A 16,510-nucleotide genomic window follows, 5' to 3' on the forward strand; every position below is an offset into this window, starting at 1 on the left:
TATTGGATCCTGAGCCGAGTTTATTATTAATTTCTCTCATAGGCGTTAACACATCGGTTATCACTAGTACAATTTTGCTTGCAGTACTATTATTATGTTCTGCAATGATTTCTGGTGCCGAAGTTGCCTTATTTTCATTGACACGATCGGACATAGATGATGGTTTAGAGAGAGAATCTACAGCAATGGAGATTGTTAACCGTCTTCTAGCAAATCCCAAAAAGCTATTGGCAACAATCTTAGTTGCAAATAATTTCATCAATATTGCCATTGTTTTGCTCTTTGCTTATTTGGGTGAGTTTTTATTTTATGATATAGAGAGCGGATGGGTTCGGTTTTTAGTAGAAGTGGTATTAGCCACATTTCTAATTTTACTATTCGGTGAAATTCTTCCAAAAATATATGCTAGTAGAAATAAAGTAAAGTTCTCATCTTTTATGGCTAGACCTTTAAAAGTTCTAGACACTTTATTTTCTCCGTTAAGTCTCCCAATGCGCTATATTACTGTGGGCATAGAGCGCAGATTGGGTAAGCAAAAGTCCAATCTAAGTGTAGATCAATTGTCTCAAGCTTTGGAACTTACAGATAGTGATGAAACTACGGAAGAGGAACAAAAAATCCTTGAAGGTATTGTGTCCTTTGGAAATACAGATACTAAGCAAGTGATGCGTCCAAGAATGGATATTTTTGCTTTAGATATTGAGGATGATTATAACAAGATAATATCCGAAATTGTAAAGCATGGTTATTCAAGGATTCCTGTTTACAAAGACAGTATAGATTCTATCGTTGGTGTTTTGTATGCAAAAGATTTACTGCCTCATATAAACAAAAACCAGTTCAAATGGAAAGAACTCATAAGAGAGCCTTTCTTTGTTCCAGAAAATAAAAAGCTCGATGATCTTATGGTTGAATTTCAGACCAAAAAAGTACATTTAGCTATCGTTGTTGATGAGTATGGTGGTACTTCGGGAATCATTTCTCTTGAAGATGTTATTGAAGAAATTGTTGGTGATATTAGTGACGAGTTTGACGATGATGATATCATTTTCACAAAGATTGATGACAACAATTACAGCTTTGAAGGTAAAACACAGCTCAAAGATTTCTACAGAATTATTCAGATTGAAGATGAATCCGTTTTTGAGTCTAACAAAGGAGAAGCTGAGACTATTGCTGGTTTTGTATTGGAAATTTCTGGAACCTTTCCGAGAATAGGCAGTAAAATAAATTTTAAAAATTACGTTTTTACTATTGAGGCTCTTGAAAAGAAGCGTATTAAACAACTTAAGTTTACTATCTTGTCCTAATGCGAAAATTAATTTTCCCTTTATTGGCTGCGTCAGTATTATCATGTGCTGATGACCCTAAACCTAAGCCAAGTGCCATGCTAAGGTTAGAATATCCTAATGCAGAATATCAAAAAACTAAGATGGATATTCCTTTTTCTTTTGGAAAAAACAAATTGGCAAAATCTATCAAGAATATAAAGTTTGATAGAGATAATGGTTCATTTGGAATAGATGTCGAATATCCTGCGTTAAAAGGCACCATATATCTTACTTACAAAAAAGTATCCGAAGATAATCTTATTAAGCTTATAACTGATGCTCAAAATCTTACTCAGAAACATACTATAAAAGCTGATGAGATATCAGAACAACCTTTTATTAATCCAGAGAAAAGAGTTTTTGGGATGTTCTATGAGGTCGGTGGTAATGCTGCCTCTCAGTCCCAGTTTTATGCTACAGATAGCATAAATCATTTTGTTAGCGGCTCTTTATATTTTTATGCCAAACCGAATTATGATTCAATATATCCTGCCGCAGTATATCTAAAGAATGATATAAAACATATTATGGAAACACTAGAGTGGAAATAAAAAAAGCCTTTCATTACGAAAGGCTTTTTTTAGAATTATATTCTTTAAGTGATTAGAAGCTATAACGTAAGCTTACGTTGTATGTTCTACCATCTGTGTTAAAAAATCCAAATCTATCAGAGTTGCTTATTGTAATTTCATTGAAGGCATTAAATACGTTACCTCTTAATGAGATAGTATTTTCTCCTAATTCGAAATCATAAGTTAATCCAAAATCAGCTAATGTAAAAGCATCAACCTTTCCAACATTCATAGTTTGAAGAGCTCCTCCGTCATGACGGTAGTTATTTCCGTAATACTTCACATTACCATCAATTGATAAAGACTTAACAATATTTGCTCTTGCAGAAAGACCCATAGTAGACTGAGCAATTCCAGGAACACTAATACCTTCTCTATTGATTCCTGTTGCAGAGTTTACTAACTCTCCTGTATCATCATCAAATTCATCAAAGCTACTTTCTCCGTTAAATTTCCAGCTACCTGCAGAAATGAAACCATTAACTCTAAGCCAGTTTGTTGGGCGATAGATGAAATCGAATTCTGCACCAACGTGCGTTTGGTTTACACCTCTTTGGAATGTAGTAGAGTTAAAGTCATCAGATGGATCATTTGGTGTTCCGTTATCATTAACACCTCCACCAGCAGCTTGTACTCTATTTTCCCATTTAGTATGGTAGAAGTTGAAAATTCCCGTGAAGTTTTCACATATCTTGAATTCATAACCAGCTTCAAATCCAGTGATATCTTCATTATCAACTTCTGGGTTAACTAAATCATTTGAACGTCTAATGTTACTAAATACATTATCTAGGTAAGGTTGTCTTGAATAGTAACCAGCATTGAAGAATACTTTGTTATTTTCATCGATAGTATAACTTGCTCCACCTTTAAGATTATATCCAACCTTATTAAGTTTTTCTGATTTACCTAAATCATCTCCAGAGTAAGAGATATGTCTTCCTTCTCTCTGGAAAGATTGATTAGACACTGCTCCTTGGAAGAATACTGAAATTTTATCATTAGAATATTCTAATTGAGAGAATACTCCTTGATAATTAATTGTTTCAGAATAATCGTAATCGATTCTTTCACTTTCATCAGCAAAATCAAAAAGTGCTTTCCATGGATCTGCCTCATAAGAAGCCGTTACAGTAACACCATCTTCTGCCCATCCTGTTAAGCCATGGAAGTCAGCCACTTGTCTAAAGTGATCACCTCTGTAGATTCTAATATCAGTACCAACATTAAATGTTAAGTTTTCATTGAAGTTATGGTTGAAGTTAGAAACTAATCCATACCAAGAGTGGTTATTCATAGAAGCTCTTCTAATGTAACCTGTCTCATCACTATCAAAACCTCCAACTCCGATTGCTGCATTTGATGCTTCAATAGCAGCGAAATCTAATTGTCCATCATCAGTTCTAATTCTATTTCCTCTAGGACCAGTTCCTCCACCACGTCCCCAAGAAGCATATAGTACACTTGATAGGTTAGATCTTTCATTGATTGTCCAGTCCCAGTTAAGGTTCATTACTGGTTTATGGTAGAAGTTTCTTCTTTCTGAATCTATTCCATCGTTAGTATAACCCCAGTGTTGGTTAAACTTTGGATCTCTAGCGATAGTTTCTTCTGATTGCGACCATCTTTGTCCGTGGAATTGAGGTGCACCTGTAATTAAGAAGTTGAAGTTATGTCTTTCGTTTGGCTTGTATCCAACTGAAAAGAAATAGTTTTGACCTTGACCAAAAGTACCTCTAGCCCAGCTTCTGTGCGCTTGCCAATGGTCTAATAAAAATGAAAAAGCCCATCCTTTATCGTTAACACCTGTGTTATATTCTGCTGTTGTTTTGAAATAACTATCGTTACCTGCTAAAAATCTTACAGAACCACCTCTGTTTTTATCGGCTGCTTTCATTACGATATTCACAGTACCACCAACTGAAGAAATTGCAAGTTTAGAAGAACCTAAACCACGTTGTACCTGAACAGCATTTGCAATGTCAGCTACACCTTGCCAGTTAGACCAGAATATTCTACCATCTTCTTGAGAGTTGATAGGCTGACCGTTTAATAATACAGCTGTATTGGTGTCATCAAATCCTCTAACAAATAGAGCACTGTCACCAAAACCACCACCACCAGGTGATACAAATACTGAAGGCGTGAACTTAATGATTTCACCTACTTCAACGTTACCAACACCTCTTGCCTGGATTTCGGATCTCTTAATTGTAGATACGGCTACAGGAGTTTGTCTGTCTTCAGCTAAATCGATTACACCAGAACCAATAATAACAATCTCGTCTAATGTATTGTCAGGATTTAATGTAATGTTTCCTAAATCTTGATCTCCGTTGAAAGCTATAGTTACAGAACCATAACCAACGTAAGAGATTACGATCTCACCTGAAGATGCCTGGGTTCTTAACGTAAAGTTTCCATCAAAATCAGTAGTTGTTCCATTTGTAGTTCCTTTTTCAAGGACATTAGCTCCAGGTAGTGGTGCATTTAAATCACCATCGATTACCACACCTTTCACTTCACTTTGCGCAATAGCTACTGTTGTAAACAACATCACCATCACTACAGATAAAAATTGAGTAATTTTTTTCATGTTTTAAATTGGTTTAATTTCTTGGCAAATGTACGTTTTATAAAGCTTTGTTCATTAACAGAACGTTAAGAATTGATAACATTACATTGTTAATAGCCAAGGTGGTTTTTGCTGATTTTTAGATTTTTCCTTTATTTATCAGCAATTCTAAGGCTATCCTCTTAAACTTTTGTAATGTTCTAAAAGATTTGACGTGGAAGTATCATGATTCACAATATCGTTTTTATTGTGCATTTCGTCGAATATCGTCTTTGCAAGTTGTTTTCCTAGCTCTACTCCAAACTGATCATAACTGTAAATATTCCAGATAATGCCTTCAACAAATATTTTGTGTTCATATAAGGCTATCAATTTTCCTAAGCTTTCTGGGGTGAGCTTATCTATAAAAATAGATGTAGTTGGTTTATTTCCTTGAAATACTTTGAAGGGCTTTAGCAAAGCTATCTCATTTTCTTCTTTTTCATCTGATTTTAATTCTTCGACAACTTGCGCTTCTGTTTTTCCATTCATTAATGCTTCAGTTTGCGCAATAAAGTTTGAAATCAGTTTATCTTGATGGTCCTGATTTCCATGAAGTGATTTGGCAAACCCAATAAAATCAGCTGGAATAAGTTTAGTCCCTTGATGTATTAATTGAAAAAAGGCATGCTGGGAATTGGTTCCGGGTTCGCCCCAAATAATAGTCCCTGTTTGGTAGTCTACTGGGTTTCCTGATCTATCAACACCTTTGCCATTACTTTCCATAATACCTTGCTGTAAATACGTAGCAAATTGATTGAGGTATTGCGTATATGGAATTACAGCTTGGCTTTCTGCATTAAAAAAATTGTTGTACCACACACTCAACAATGCAGCTATAACTGGAATGTTACTATTGAAATCTTCATTCTTAAAATGTTCATCCATTTTGTGAGCACCACTTAGCAAATCTTCGAAATTATTGTAGCCTACTGCTAAACTAATGGATAGTCCCACTGCACTCCACAATGAGAAACGTCCACCAACCCAATTCCACATTGGAAAAATATTCTCTTCATTAATCCCAAATTCTTTTACCTTATCAATGTTGGTTGAGACTGCTACAAAGTGATCTGCAACTGCTTCTTTTGGTAGATGTTTTAGAAACCACTCTCTTATCGAGTTTGCATTAGACAAGGTTTCTTGTGTTGTGAAAGTTTTGGATACGATTACAAATAGTGTAGTCTCTGGGTTTAAGCTTTTAATAACTTCATTAAAATGGTCTCCATCGACATTACTTACAAAATGTGTATTGAGATGGTTTTTGTAGAACTGAAGCGAATCTACTACCATCGCAGGACCTAAGTCCGATCCTCCTATTCCAATATTTACAACATCCGTAAATTGTTGTCCAGTAAAGGTTTTTTGTTCTCCCGAAACAATTGCATCGGTAAATGTTTTGATCTTTCGTTTTACTTCGAAAATCCCGGGAACTATGTTTTCTCCATCTACTAAAACTTCTGTGCTTTCAGGGGCTCTTAGTGCTGTGTGCAATACTGCTCTACCTTCTGTTTGATTGATTACACCTCCCGAAAAATACTTCTCGATAGCATCTTTCAATTGCATTTCATTTGCAAGATTAACCAAAAGGTTTAATCCTTCAGAATCTATTCTATTCTTTGAAAAATCTATATAGAAATCTTGCCATTTTATGGTAAGCTTATCTGCCCTGCTTTCATCTTCTTTGAAGAATTCCTTTAAATGCTTATCCTTTATTAGATCATGATAAGATGATAGCGTTTGCCAAGATTTGGTAAGCGTTGGATTGGTAGCTTTTAGTGCCATAAAAATGGTGTTAGAGAATAATATTATCGTCTGGATTGTCTGTAATGGTAGGTTGATCTGGAAAGCTAATACTATCTAATCGAGTTTTTATAGGTTTTATAAATTCCAAGTATCTGGCTTTAAGACTATCTGATATTGGTTCTGCTTCAGGTAATTTTTGTTTGAATGGATCTACTTGTCTTCCATTTTTCCAAAAACGATAGCATACATGTGGGCCTCCTGTATTTCCTGTCATTCCAACATAACCAATAACATCACCTTGTTTTACGTAGTCTCCTCTCTTCACTGCTCTCCTACTCATGTGAAGGTATTGGGTACTATAGGTAGCGTTGTGCCTAATCTTTACATACTTTCCATTACCTCCTCTTCTTGTAGACTCAGTTACTGTTCCATTAGCTGTTGCTAATATTGGTGTACCAACAGGTGCTGCAAAGTCGGTTCCTTTGTGCGGTCTTACTTTGTAGCCATAATAGGCAATACGTCTCTTTAGGTTATAACGAGAGGAAATTCTACTAAACTGAACTGGTGCTTTCAAGAAGGCTCTTCTAAGGTTTTTAGCTTCTTCGTTAAAATAATCTCTAATCCCTTTTACTGAATCTGTTTCGAATTCGAATGCATAGAACGGTTCGTTTTTATGTTCAAAATAGACTGCTTTTATATCATGAATTCCTGTGTAAACCGAATCGTCAATATACTTGTCTGTATAGATAACTTTGAACTTATCACCTTCTTGTAGTCTTCTAAAATCTATAGTCCAGGCATAGATCTCATCTGCCATTTTAAAAGCTAATTTCTGGCTTAGTCCTTTCTTTTCCATAAGCACAGAGATTCCACTTCCTTTTTCAATTACTCCAGTGGCTACTTTTTCTACATATTTAATAGGCTTTCTACTAGTATAAGCATGAATAGAGTCTTCAAAATTAATAACAACGTACTCTTCTAAGTTCGGTTGATAGATAAAACATCTTGCTTGTTCTAGACTATCCTTAGAGCAAAGTAAGGTATATGGTTTACCTACTTGTAATTGCCTGCTTATATCGAAAGAGTCTTTTGCTTTTTCGGCTATTTGAAAAATCTTAGGATAGCCTATTTGGTTTCGTTCCAAAATTTCTCCGAAACTATCGCCTTTTCTGATCGTATCTTTTTTAACCACAAAATCATTCAGGTTAAAGCCAAATTCTTTAACCTCTGGTTCTGCAACTTCTACTGTGACCTCTTCTAATTCTAACTCTTTATCCTTTTTACAATTTGTCAAAACAACACTTAGACAAATAAGGATTGCTAATTTTTTCAATTTTGATTTGTTAGTTGCTATTAAACATCTTTTCCCCAATTTTCCAGTTCTTCTTCTGTCCATAGATCTGGAAAAAATATTCTTCTTTGATATCTAGGATGCATGTATTTTTTCCAATCGCTGCCTCCTGTTGCTTCTCCATCTCCAATACCACTTTCTATGTAATGCTTTGCTGCGTTATAATGCGCCATTACCCAAGTAACGTTGACAGTATAATCATAGTGCCTCATGGCCTTTACCAAATCTGGATCTTGCTGATCTTTTTCTGGTAATTCTTTGAAGCGAGTCCAGAGATTTTTGGTATTATAGGTTTCCATAAACCTCAGGAATTCATCCTTATATCTAGATTCGAAATTAACTAAAAGTGTCGACTTTTTCCCAGTGCTATGATCCTTACCTGCTGCTTGCCAATACAAGTGCTCGAACGCATGTGTATATGGTGTGTCTCTATCTATTGTTGCTCTAAATCTATAATCAATTAGATTAATAAGTTCTGTTGATGCAAATTCTATCAGTCTATATTGTGCACTTTGAAACCCACTGGCTGGCGTAAGGGTATACCTAAATTTCATGTATTGTTCTACTTCCATTCCTTCTCTCATAATGTTGAAAGAAGTAGTAAGCATATCAAAATAGCGACTTATGCGCATTATTCTGGCTTCAAAAAACTGAACATCGAGATCTTTATTATCTGCTACTTGCTCTATTTCCCATAGAATCATCTTAAAAATCAACTCATTGATTTGATGATAGGTTATAAAAACCATCTCATCTGGCAAAGTTGTTCTTTGGATTTGAAGGTTTAGTAAGGCATCTGTTTGGATGTAATCCCAATAGGTAATTGGTTTGCTATATAATAGACCTAAGAGGTGATCTTCTGTATCCTGATCTATTTTAGCATACTTTTCTTTAAGCTGTTTTACTAGTAATTCGTAGTTGTTTTGGTCGGTCATTTTTTAGCTCTAATCGAAAATTATAGGAAGCGAATGCTTTAAGCCTTTGAACCCTACGAGATCTGCTCTCAATGATCCTACTGCTAAATCCGCTTTAATCTTCAATGGTATTTTGTTATTATCTGCACTCACCCATAACGTTAGACTTTCTTGCTCTTTAAAAACTCTTCCTGCCATAACGTATGGTCTAAACTTCAAAGTCTTTATCTTACCAAATTCAGTTTTTATCGTTTCTCTTCCTAAAAACTTGAGCTTAAAGTTATAGTTTTCTTCATCAAAAAACATATTTAGAGATACCATATCATTCTTTTTGATACTGCTTGTGTCGTAATTGTTTCGCAGATAATAGAAGGCAGATACCATATCTTGCACATCTTTTTCTGTGGTGATGACGGTATTCGTTTTATGTTTTTTGTTGTTTACATAGGCTTTGTTATTCTCCTGATCAAACTTTATTTCGATATCTTTTGTGTGACCGCCTTCATCAATTTTTCTAATAAACTTATAAGGCAACCCAGTCTGCTTATCGAAATAGCTTTCGTATCTATCCTTCACTTTAAAAAACCACTTAATAGCACCAGTAGTCCACCCTTTTCCTACAACATGGTAAACTTGCTTACCATCCAAGGATTTTTCCTTAATGCTAAGGGTTGCATTTCCTGCTTTTAAGAATCCACTATAACTCATTTTGAACTTGAACCATTCTCCATCTTGAAATGCAGAATTTTCTTGAGCAAAAGAGTTTAGGAAGCCTAATAATAGTATGACAATAAGTAGTCTCTTCTTCATATCGCTTTGGTAATTGCAAATGTAACTTATTTAATTACATTTTATTGTTTAATAGCATGGATTACAATTACTATTCCAAAAATAAAAAGATGTCTTAGAAAGCTTCTAAAAAAAATCAAAAAAAAGATAGTGATTTCTAAAATTTATAGTTCGCAGAAATAATGAGGTTTCTCCCTGCTGCTGCAATTCCCGAAGAGTAAGTTCTATAACGTTGGTCTGTTATGTTTTCTAAGCCTAGGTTTACTGAAAACTCTGAATTGAATTGATATTTGGTTCTAAGGTTTAGGGTATACCAAGAAGGTGAATAAGGGTTCCCGTTTTCATCTAATGCATAGAGGTAAGCTTTACTTACTTCTGAAGGTGCCAGTTGGTCGAAAGACAACTCTCCATTATAATCTGCAAAAGCGTCTATGACAAGACATTTCCATTGCCACACCAAATGTGTATTCCCAAAAGCTGGCGCTACATGTCTTACAGGAACTTCTATATTATTGTCATCCTCTTCTGTTCCGCCTATAAAATTGTATTGAGAGGTTAACTTAAGTGATTTGTTAATGTTCCACTGTATTCCTGCTTCAAAACCATATATCCATGCTTTTGAAGCATTTTGTATAGCTTGCACATTACTTAATTCTCCATTATAGAGTATTTCAGATTCTCCATTCAAAGTAAAGTCTCTTCTTATCAGAGCATTATTTAGAAATGTGTAATATGAAGACATATCAACAATAAATACGTCATTGAAGTTGAGCCTTAATCCCAGCTCACCTCCATAAGCATATTCTGGTTTTAAATCATTATTTGGCACAACTACTGATCCAGGTTCAGAATCAAATACTTTTCCTATATCATCAATATTTGGCGCTCTAAATGCTGTTGATGCGTTGAGCTTCCATTGCATGGTCTCACTTGGTATCCATGTTAACCCAGCTGTACCTGTAAGTGCTCCTGTATTGAGCTTTGTTCTACTAAAAGGTAGATTTAGAAATTGATTATTCTCAGTAAAATCTGCTTTAGAGATAATATGGTTAAACCTTAATCCCGACTGGAATACAAACTTTGGGTTCGGTTTATATTTAATACTCGAGTATAATGCTATCGACTGCCAATTAGCTCCATCTGGATATCTGGAAACTGCACTCTCACTTGTATTTGACACTATATTAAACTCTGACCCAGATGATGAAACTAAATTATATATGTACTCAACACCATAAAACAAATTTGTTCTTGGGCTTAGTTCTTTTTCTAAATCTAAATTGAATGATAATGCATCTACCTTCTCTTCAGTATTTACTCTTATATCTGACTGAAAGTCTCTATCGCTTCTGCTTTCTTGAAAGTTTTGATAGGCAACAGTTGCTTGAATCTTATCATACAGATTAGACCTACTACTCAATTTAGTAACTTGCAAATTACCCATAAACCATCGTTGTGGACCATATTCCCATTCTGCAGAACTCAATACATCATCAGTATATCTTATTAATCTATCATATCTAGGGTAGTCTGAAGTTGTAGAATAATAAAGTCCTAGATCGAAGTTAAGGTTATCTGATGGTTCGTACCTAACCTTTTGCATAAGGTTGATTTGATTATATCCTGTAGGGTTTTGAATCAGTGGATCTGAGTTTTCAACAATAACATCTTCACCATTAACTCTAGAGACATATTCTGTTCTTAGATATTCGTCCGGCCCATGCTTCCCCATTCTAAGATCATCAAAATCAGTGTAGCTAATACTAGATAGAAATGCCCACTTTTTGAATCCTAAATTTATATCGACATGCTCTGTTTTTTCTTGATTAGCCGATGCATATCTAAGTGTTGCACTTCCATTAAAATATATCGAATCTCTGTAAGACAATTGAGGACGTTTGGTATAAAAACTCATCACACCTCCAATAGCATCACTACCATATACCACGGAACCAGAACCTAGTGTAATCTCTGTGTTCTGAATTGCAAATGGGTCTATTGATATTACATTTTGAAGGTTTCCACCTCTAAAAATAGCATTGTTCATTCGCACTCCATCTACAGTAATAAGTAATCTATTTGTTGAAAAGCCTCTAATAATTGGGCTACCGCCTCCCAATTGGCTTTTTTGCACAAAAACATTTCCTGTACCTACCAAAGCATCTGCGCTTGTTTGTGGATTGATAAACTGGATTGCTTCCGATCCTAAACTCACTATTCTTTGAGGTACGTCTCTTTTGTCTTGTCTAAATTTTGATGCCGAAATAACAACCTGATCAAGCCCTTTAACTTCTAAATCAAGGTAAACAATATTATTAGCTCCTAGTATTTCAGACTTACTTAATGATATTTTCTCGTATAATAGATTCTGAAAATATATTACTTCGTCATCTGAAAAAACATCAATTTTTACCTCGCCATTTATATTGGTAATTGCTGTTTTACTCTTGTTAAAGTTGTATAATGTAACTCCAGAAATAGGTGCATTGGTTTCTCTTTCTAATACCTGTATGTTTTGCGAGAAAAGAAAACTAGTAAAGAAAAAGAAGAGTAGTAAAAAACTGCTATTTTTTTTATTCAAAATCAACTAAAAACCTGTTTAAACACCTCCAAAGATTTTGGTTTTTTAAAATCGCCCAAATGTAACTCAAAATAAAGTAAAAACATATTTAAAAAAGATTGTCTTTGCTGTGCGCTTAATTGAATTGAATTAATAGCCTCAAAATTTGTGCCTAGTAGCTGTTTTAGAATTGTTAAATTATTATCTGAAATAGAATAAACGTCTTGTTCTTCATCTGTAAAAACACCTTTACTCATACTAAAAAAAGGAGCTTCTATATTAGAAACATCTGGATAACATCCTAGATACTTAGTGAGTTTAACTAAAAAAAGGAGATGGAAATTTGCAAACTCATCTTGATGGTCAAACCATTGAAATGATGTAACCAGAAAATCGTACAGTGCTTCATTGGGCTCTTCCTCTTTAATGACAGAAGATAGCATCTCACTTAAAAATATAATGATTGAAGCCTTAAAAACATTAGTATGAATAGATTTATAAAAATAATTAAGGCGAGCATCTTTAATGCTTTGTAGCTGTCTATTGGGTTTATGGTTAGACTCTACTGCTAGCTGGGATAATAGCTGAAAATGAGACGCTCTTAACTTGCCTTTTTTTTGTTTTAGAATGCCTTTTAGGATGTAGCTTATTATTCCTTGTTCTCTGGAATACGCTTTAATAATCAAGTCACTTTCACTATACTTTATTTTGGAGAGTACAATGATGTTGTTCTTAATAAACATGACTATTATCTAACTATTAAAAGCTTAAGTGTTTTTGTTTCAAAAGAATCTAAATCAGAAATAAGAATGAGGTAAACACCAGTTGCAACTATATTTCCTCTTAGGTTTTTGCCATTCCATATTCCTGTACCGCCATCTATAGCAAAATTGTAATTAGCTTTAGAATTTCTGAGGTTAATTCCAGATTGCGCCTCGGCAACTAAATTCCCTTCAATGTCTGTGATCTTTACATTGACATTTTCTGTAAGTCCTTGGATTTTTACGCCTTTGTTTATATCATTCAGATTACCAAAACCTAGTATATTATATTCGGGGCGAACAGGGTTAGGATAGACATAAGCATCTCCTAATGTTTCTTCTGGCTTAGATCCTCCCGCTGTGAATGACAACAATCCTTTTGAAGTAGCTATAAATACTTCACCATTAGAGTTATCGATTGATATATCTTTAATCTGGTTTGATGGTAAAGGTGAATTATCCTTAGTGAAATGATAAATAGTTTCTTGACCATCGGAAGACAAATAAAATATCCCTGAAGATAAAGTCCCAATCCATTTATTATTAGAACCATCTACCTTAATATCTGTAATAAATTGATCATCTAATAACTCCTTAGGAATTCCATCTTCAAGTATTATAATTTCGCTTACAGTTGGATTTGGGTTATCAAAAAAGTTTGCCGTATTAAAAAGAACTCTCAGTCCAAAATCTGTTCCTATCCATATTTGGTTCCTCTGGTCAACAGCCAGAGCTCGTACCTTGGTTGTAGGCATATTTTGATCTGGTGTATTAACATTGTTCATTACAACGCCTCCTAAATTTTCATTAAATCCTATTAACCCATTAAAAAAGGATCCTATCCATTTTGTTCCATTTTCATCAATATCAATGTCTGCAAAACCTAGTTCTCCATCATCAAATACATTCCCTATTTGATTAATATCTGGTATGATTTCAGACAATTCATAAGATTGCCATTGTCCGCTTGCGGGATCATACGATTTTAAAGGCTCTCTTACGAAAGCAGACACTGACCATAATAACCCATTCCTGTCAAACTTCAAGCCTCCTACTCTCTCCTGAAGTAGAGTTGGGAGCAAAGGATCCAAACCACTATTCTCTGAATTATAAAGAATTACTGGGTTTTCGTTTTCTAACTCCACAATTCCATCAATAAATGAGCTTATAAACACTTGACTATCATTAAATGGATTTACTGCTATATAGCATAGATTTCTTGCAGTGAACAAACTATCATAAGGAATATTAATCCACTGCTCATCTACTCTATAACTTAAACCTCGTCTTCTTACAGGAGCTGGATCGAAAAACACATTAAAATCTCCATAAGTTACCCAAACCTTATCATTTTGAGCATCAATCTTAAAAGCATTATTCATCAATGGCCCTTCGGGTCTTATTTCTTCAAACTCCAATAGATTATCAGTAGTGAACTTCAACACTCCCTGATTATTAGTCCCTATATATATTTCGTTACCAAAAACTACAGATGATGTAAACTCAATGTCTAAATCTTCGGGAGCATTTATATTAAATAATTCATTTGCGTTCTCATCAAATACTGAAACTAAGTTATCTTCTGTAACTACTAGTTGATCATTGAATGTAGACGTGTGTACAGGTAGGGTATTAAATGTAGATATTAACGAAAAAACATCATTTTCTATATTAAAAAAATCTTTACTCAATCTTATAGATAGCAAACTATTACCTACACTTTCTACAGCAACATAATTTCCTGGCACTAAGTTTTGCCATTCTTGAAAATCAATCAAGTTAGGATTATCCAATGCGCCTTTTTTCATACCGTTACCATTTCTACAAGCAGCATAAATGGCGTCATTAAATATAGTCGTTTGCTCGACCGTAATCTGAGCCCCTCCATTTCCTAAAAAGTATGAATCTCCAAACTCTAACCTCTGTAAATCATAAACAGAGACTCCAAAGTTTGTTGAAATATATATAAAGCCTTCATGTTCATTGAAGTGATTTATTCTCTTATTTTCCGGCGAAATTGTGGGTTTATCTAAAATATCGACTACAGATAATAAATCTTGATCCGATTCAAAATATAATTCAATCAAACCACTTTCATAGCCAATTATTAAGGTGTTAAATGTATCGCTAAACAATATTGTTGAAATATCACTTCCCGAAAGTCCTTCAACTGTGGTTAAAGTTTCTATCTCATTAGTATTAAAATCGTAACTAAAAATAGCATTTTCAGCTGCAGCGTAAAGCTTAGTCTCACTTCGCGTTAAGTCAACTATATCAAAATATGAAAAATGTCCTTCCCATAAATTTGAAAAATCTTGAGCTAGTGTAGAAAAAGTTATGGTAAAGGCAGTAATAAATAATGTAATCTTTCTTAGCATAGCACAATTTGTGATGTGTCAAATATATATTGTTATAACGAGAAAAACGGATTAATCATATACAAAAAAGGCTTTCATGTTTTTATGAAAGCCTTTAATCTATATTAATAGAGAAAATTATACAACTCCTTGAGCCAGCATTGCATCGGCAACTTTGACAAAACCAGCTATATTTGCTCCTTTAACGTAATCTACATAGCCATCTGCTTCAGATCCATATTCTACACAAGCAGCGTGAATATCATTCATTATCGTATTCAACTTTTCGTCAACCTCTTCTCTACTCCAATTAAGTCGTAAAGAATTTTGGCTCATCTCTAAACCAGAAGTTGCTACACCACCTGCATTAGATGCCTTACCAGGTGAGAATAAAACTCTAGCATTTTGGAATTCTGTAATTGCTTCTGGTGTTGTTGGCATGTTAGCACCTTCAGATACAGCTATTACATTGTTTGCAATTAATTGCTTAGCTTCTTCTTTATCGAGTTCGTTTTGAGTTGCGCAAGGCATCGCTATATCGCAATTCACAGACCAAGGTCTCTCTCCTTTATGGAATGTAGCATTTGGATATTGATCTACATACTCATGTATTCTCCCTCGTTTTACATTCTTCAATTCCATTACAAATGCAAGTTTATCAGCATCAATACCATCGGCATCATGGATATATCCAGAAGAATCGGATAAGGTTACAACTTTTGCTCCAAGCTGTGTAGCCTTCTCACATGCAAATTGTGCAACATTACCAGAACCAGAAATCACTACTGTTTTCCCTTCAAAAGAGTCGCCTTTAGTAGCTAGCATGTTTTTCGCAAAATATACAGCTCCATATCCTGTTGCTTCAGGTCTTATTAATGAACCTCCATAAGTAAGGCCTTTTCCTGTTAATACACCTGTAAATTCATTTTGAAGGCGTTTGTATTGACCAAACATATACCCTATTTCTCTTCCTCCAACACCAATATCTCCAGCAGGCACATCAGTATTAGGGCCAATATGTCTAAACAATTCTGTCATGAATGATTGACAAAAACGCATCACTTCATTATCAGACTTCCCTTTTGGGTTAAAATCCGACCCTCCTTTTCCGCCACCCATTGGAAGCGTAGTAAGAGAGTTTTTGAAAACTTGCTCAAATCCTAGAAACTTAAGGATACTTAAGTTCACCGAAGGATGGAATCTTAATCCTCCTTTATAAGGTCCAATGGCAGAGTTGAACTCTACTCTAAAACCTCTATTGACTTGAGTGTTACCATTATCATCAATCCAAGGCACTCTAAAAATGATTGTTCGCTCTGGTTCTACCATACGCTCCAACAACATCTTGTCTTGATACTTTGGATTCTCTTCAATAAATGGAATTACCGTTTCTGCGACCTCATGAACCGCTTGTAAAAACTCAGGTTCGTGAGCATTTTTCTGTTTTACAAGGTCTAGAAAAGCCTCAATATTATTTTTCATGTATTAAATTATTATTAATTGTGCGGCACAAAG

General features: G+C 34.6%; 11 protein-coding genes. 2 read left to right on the forward strand and 9 right to left on the reverse strand.

What is annotated here, in order from left to right:
- Positions 1–2 precede the first annotated feature (2 nt).
- Both NCE97_RS00505 and gldD read left to right on the forward strand, forming a co-directional pair.
- Complete coding sequence (locus tag NCE97_RS00505; protein ID WP_353776907.1) at positions 3–1,310, forward strand: gliding motility-associated protein GldE; 1,308 nt, start codon at positions 3–5, stop codon at positions 1,308–1,310.
- Entirely contained in the window at positions 1,310–1,882 is a 573-nt protein-coding gene (gene gldD / locus NCE97_RS00510; RefSeq protein ID WP_353776908.1) for a gliding motility lipoprotein GldD, read from the forward strand. The genes NCE97_RS00505 and gldD overlap by 1 nt, the downstream gene beginning before the upstream one ends.
- A gap of 52 nt (positions 1,883–1,934) precedes the next feature.
- On the opposite strand, the gene NCE97_RS00515 is transcribed toward gldD, so the two are convergent.
- The 9 genes from NCE97_RS00515 to gdhA all read right to left on the reverse strand — a co-directional run bounded on the left by NCE97_RS00515 (position 1,935) and on the right by gdhA (position 16,477).
- Positions 1,935–4,499, reverse strand: a complete 2,565-nt coding sequence (locus tag NCE97_RS00515) for a TonB-dependent receptor (RefSeq protein ID WP_353776909.1) — start codon at positions 4,497–4,499, stop codon at positions 1,935–1,937.
- Between the two features lie 153 nt (positions 4,500–4,652).
- Complete coding sequence (pgi, locus tag NCE97_RS00520) at positions 4,653–6,302, reverse strand: glucose-6-phosphate isomerase (protein WP_353776910.1); 1,650 nt, start codon at positions 6,300–6,302, stop codon at positions 4,653–4,655.
- Between the two features lie 10 nt (positions 6,303–6,312).
- Positions 6,313–7,596 (reverse strand): peptidoglycan DD-metalloendopeptidase family protein, encoded by a 1,284-nt coding sequence (locus tag NCE97_RS00525; RefSeq protein WP_353776911.1) that lies wholly within the window; start codon positions 7,594–7,596, stop codon positions 6,313–6,315.
- A 20-nt stretch (positions 7,597–7,616) separates the two neighbouring features.
- Positions 7,617–8,549, reverse strand: coding sequence for a tryptophan 2,3-dioxygenase family protein (locus NCE97_RS00530; protein ID WP_353776912.1), 933 nt, complete (start codon positions 8,547–8,549; stop codon positions 7,617–7,619).
- A gap of 9 nt (positions 8,550–8,558) precedes the next feature.
- Positions 8,559–9,338 carry a DUF3108 domain-containing protein gene (locus tag NCE97_RS00535; protein ID WP_353776913.1) on the reverse strand — a complete coding sequence of 260 codons (780 nt, stop codon included), beginning with the start codon at positions 9,336–9,338 and terminating at the stop codon, positions 8,559–8,561.
- A 136-nt stretch (positions 9,339–9,474) separates the two neighbouring features.
- A complete protein-coding gene (locus NCE97_RS00540) occupies positions 9,475–11,898 on the reverse strand; it encodes a TonB-dependent receptor plug domain-containing protein (protein ID WP_353777475.1) in 2,424 nt (807 codons plus the stop codon).
- 2 nt (positions 11,899–11,900) lie between these two features.
- Positions 11,901–12,620, reverse strand: coding sequence for a DNA repair protein RecO (gene recO, locus NCE97_RS00545; RefSeq protein ID WP_353776914.1), 720 nt, complete (start codon positions 12,618–12,620; stop codon positions 11,901–11,903).
- Positions 12,621–12,625: 5 nt separating this feature from the next.
- The gene (gene porZ, locus NCE97_RS00550) at positions 12,626–15,016 is read right to left on the reverse strand and encodes a type IX secretion system anionic LPS delivery protein PorZ (RefSeq protein ID WP_353776915.1); all 2,391 of its coding nucleotides are present in this window, start codon (positions 15,014–15,016) and stop codon (positions 12,626–12,628) included.
- A gap of 117 nt (positions 15,017–15,133) precedes the next feature.
- The gene (gene gdhA / locus NCE97_RS00555) at positions 15,134–16,477 is read right to left on the reverse strand and encodes an NADP-specific glutamate dehydrogenase (RefSeq protein WP_353776916.1); all 1,344 of its coding nucleotides are present in this window, start codon (positions 16,475–16,477) and stop codon (positions 15,134–15,136) included.
- Between the last annotated feature and the right edge of the window lie 33 nt (positions 16,478–16,510).

The organism is Winogradskyella sp. 3972H.M.0a.05 (assembly GCF_040493455.1).
Taxonomy (GTDB): Bacteria; Bacteroidota; Bacteroidia; order Flavobacteriales; family Flavobacteriaceae; genus Microcosmobacter.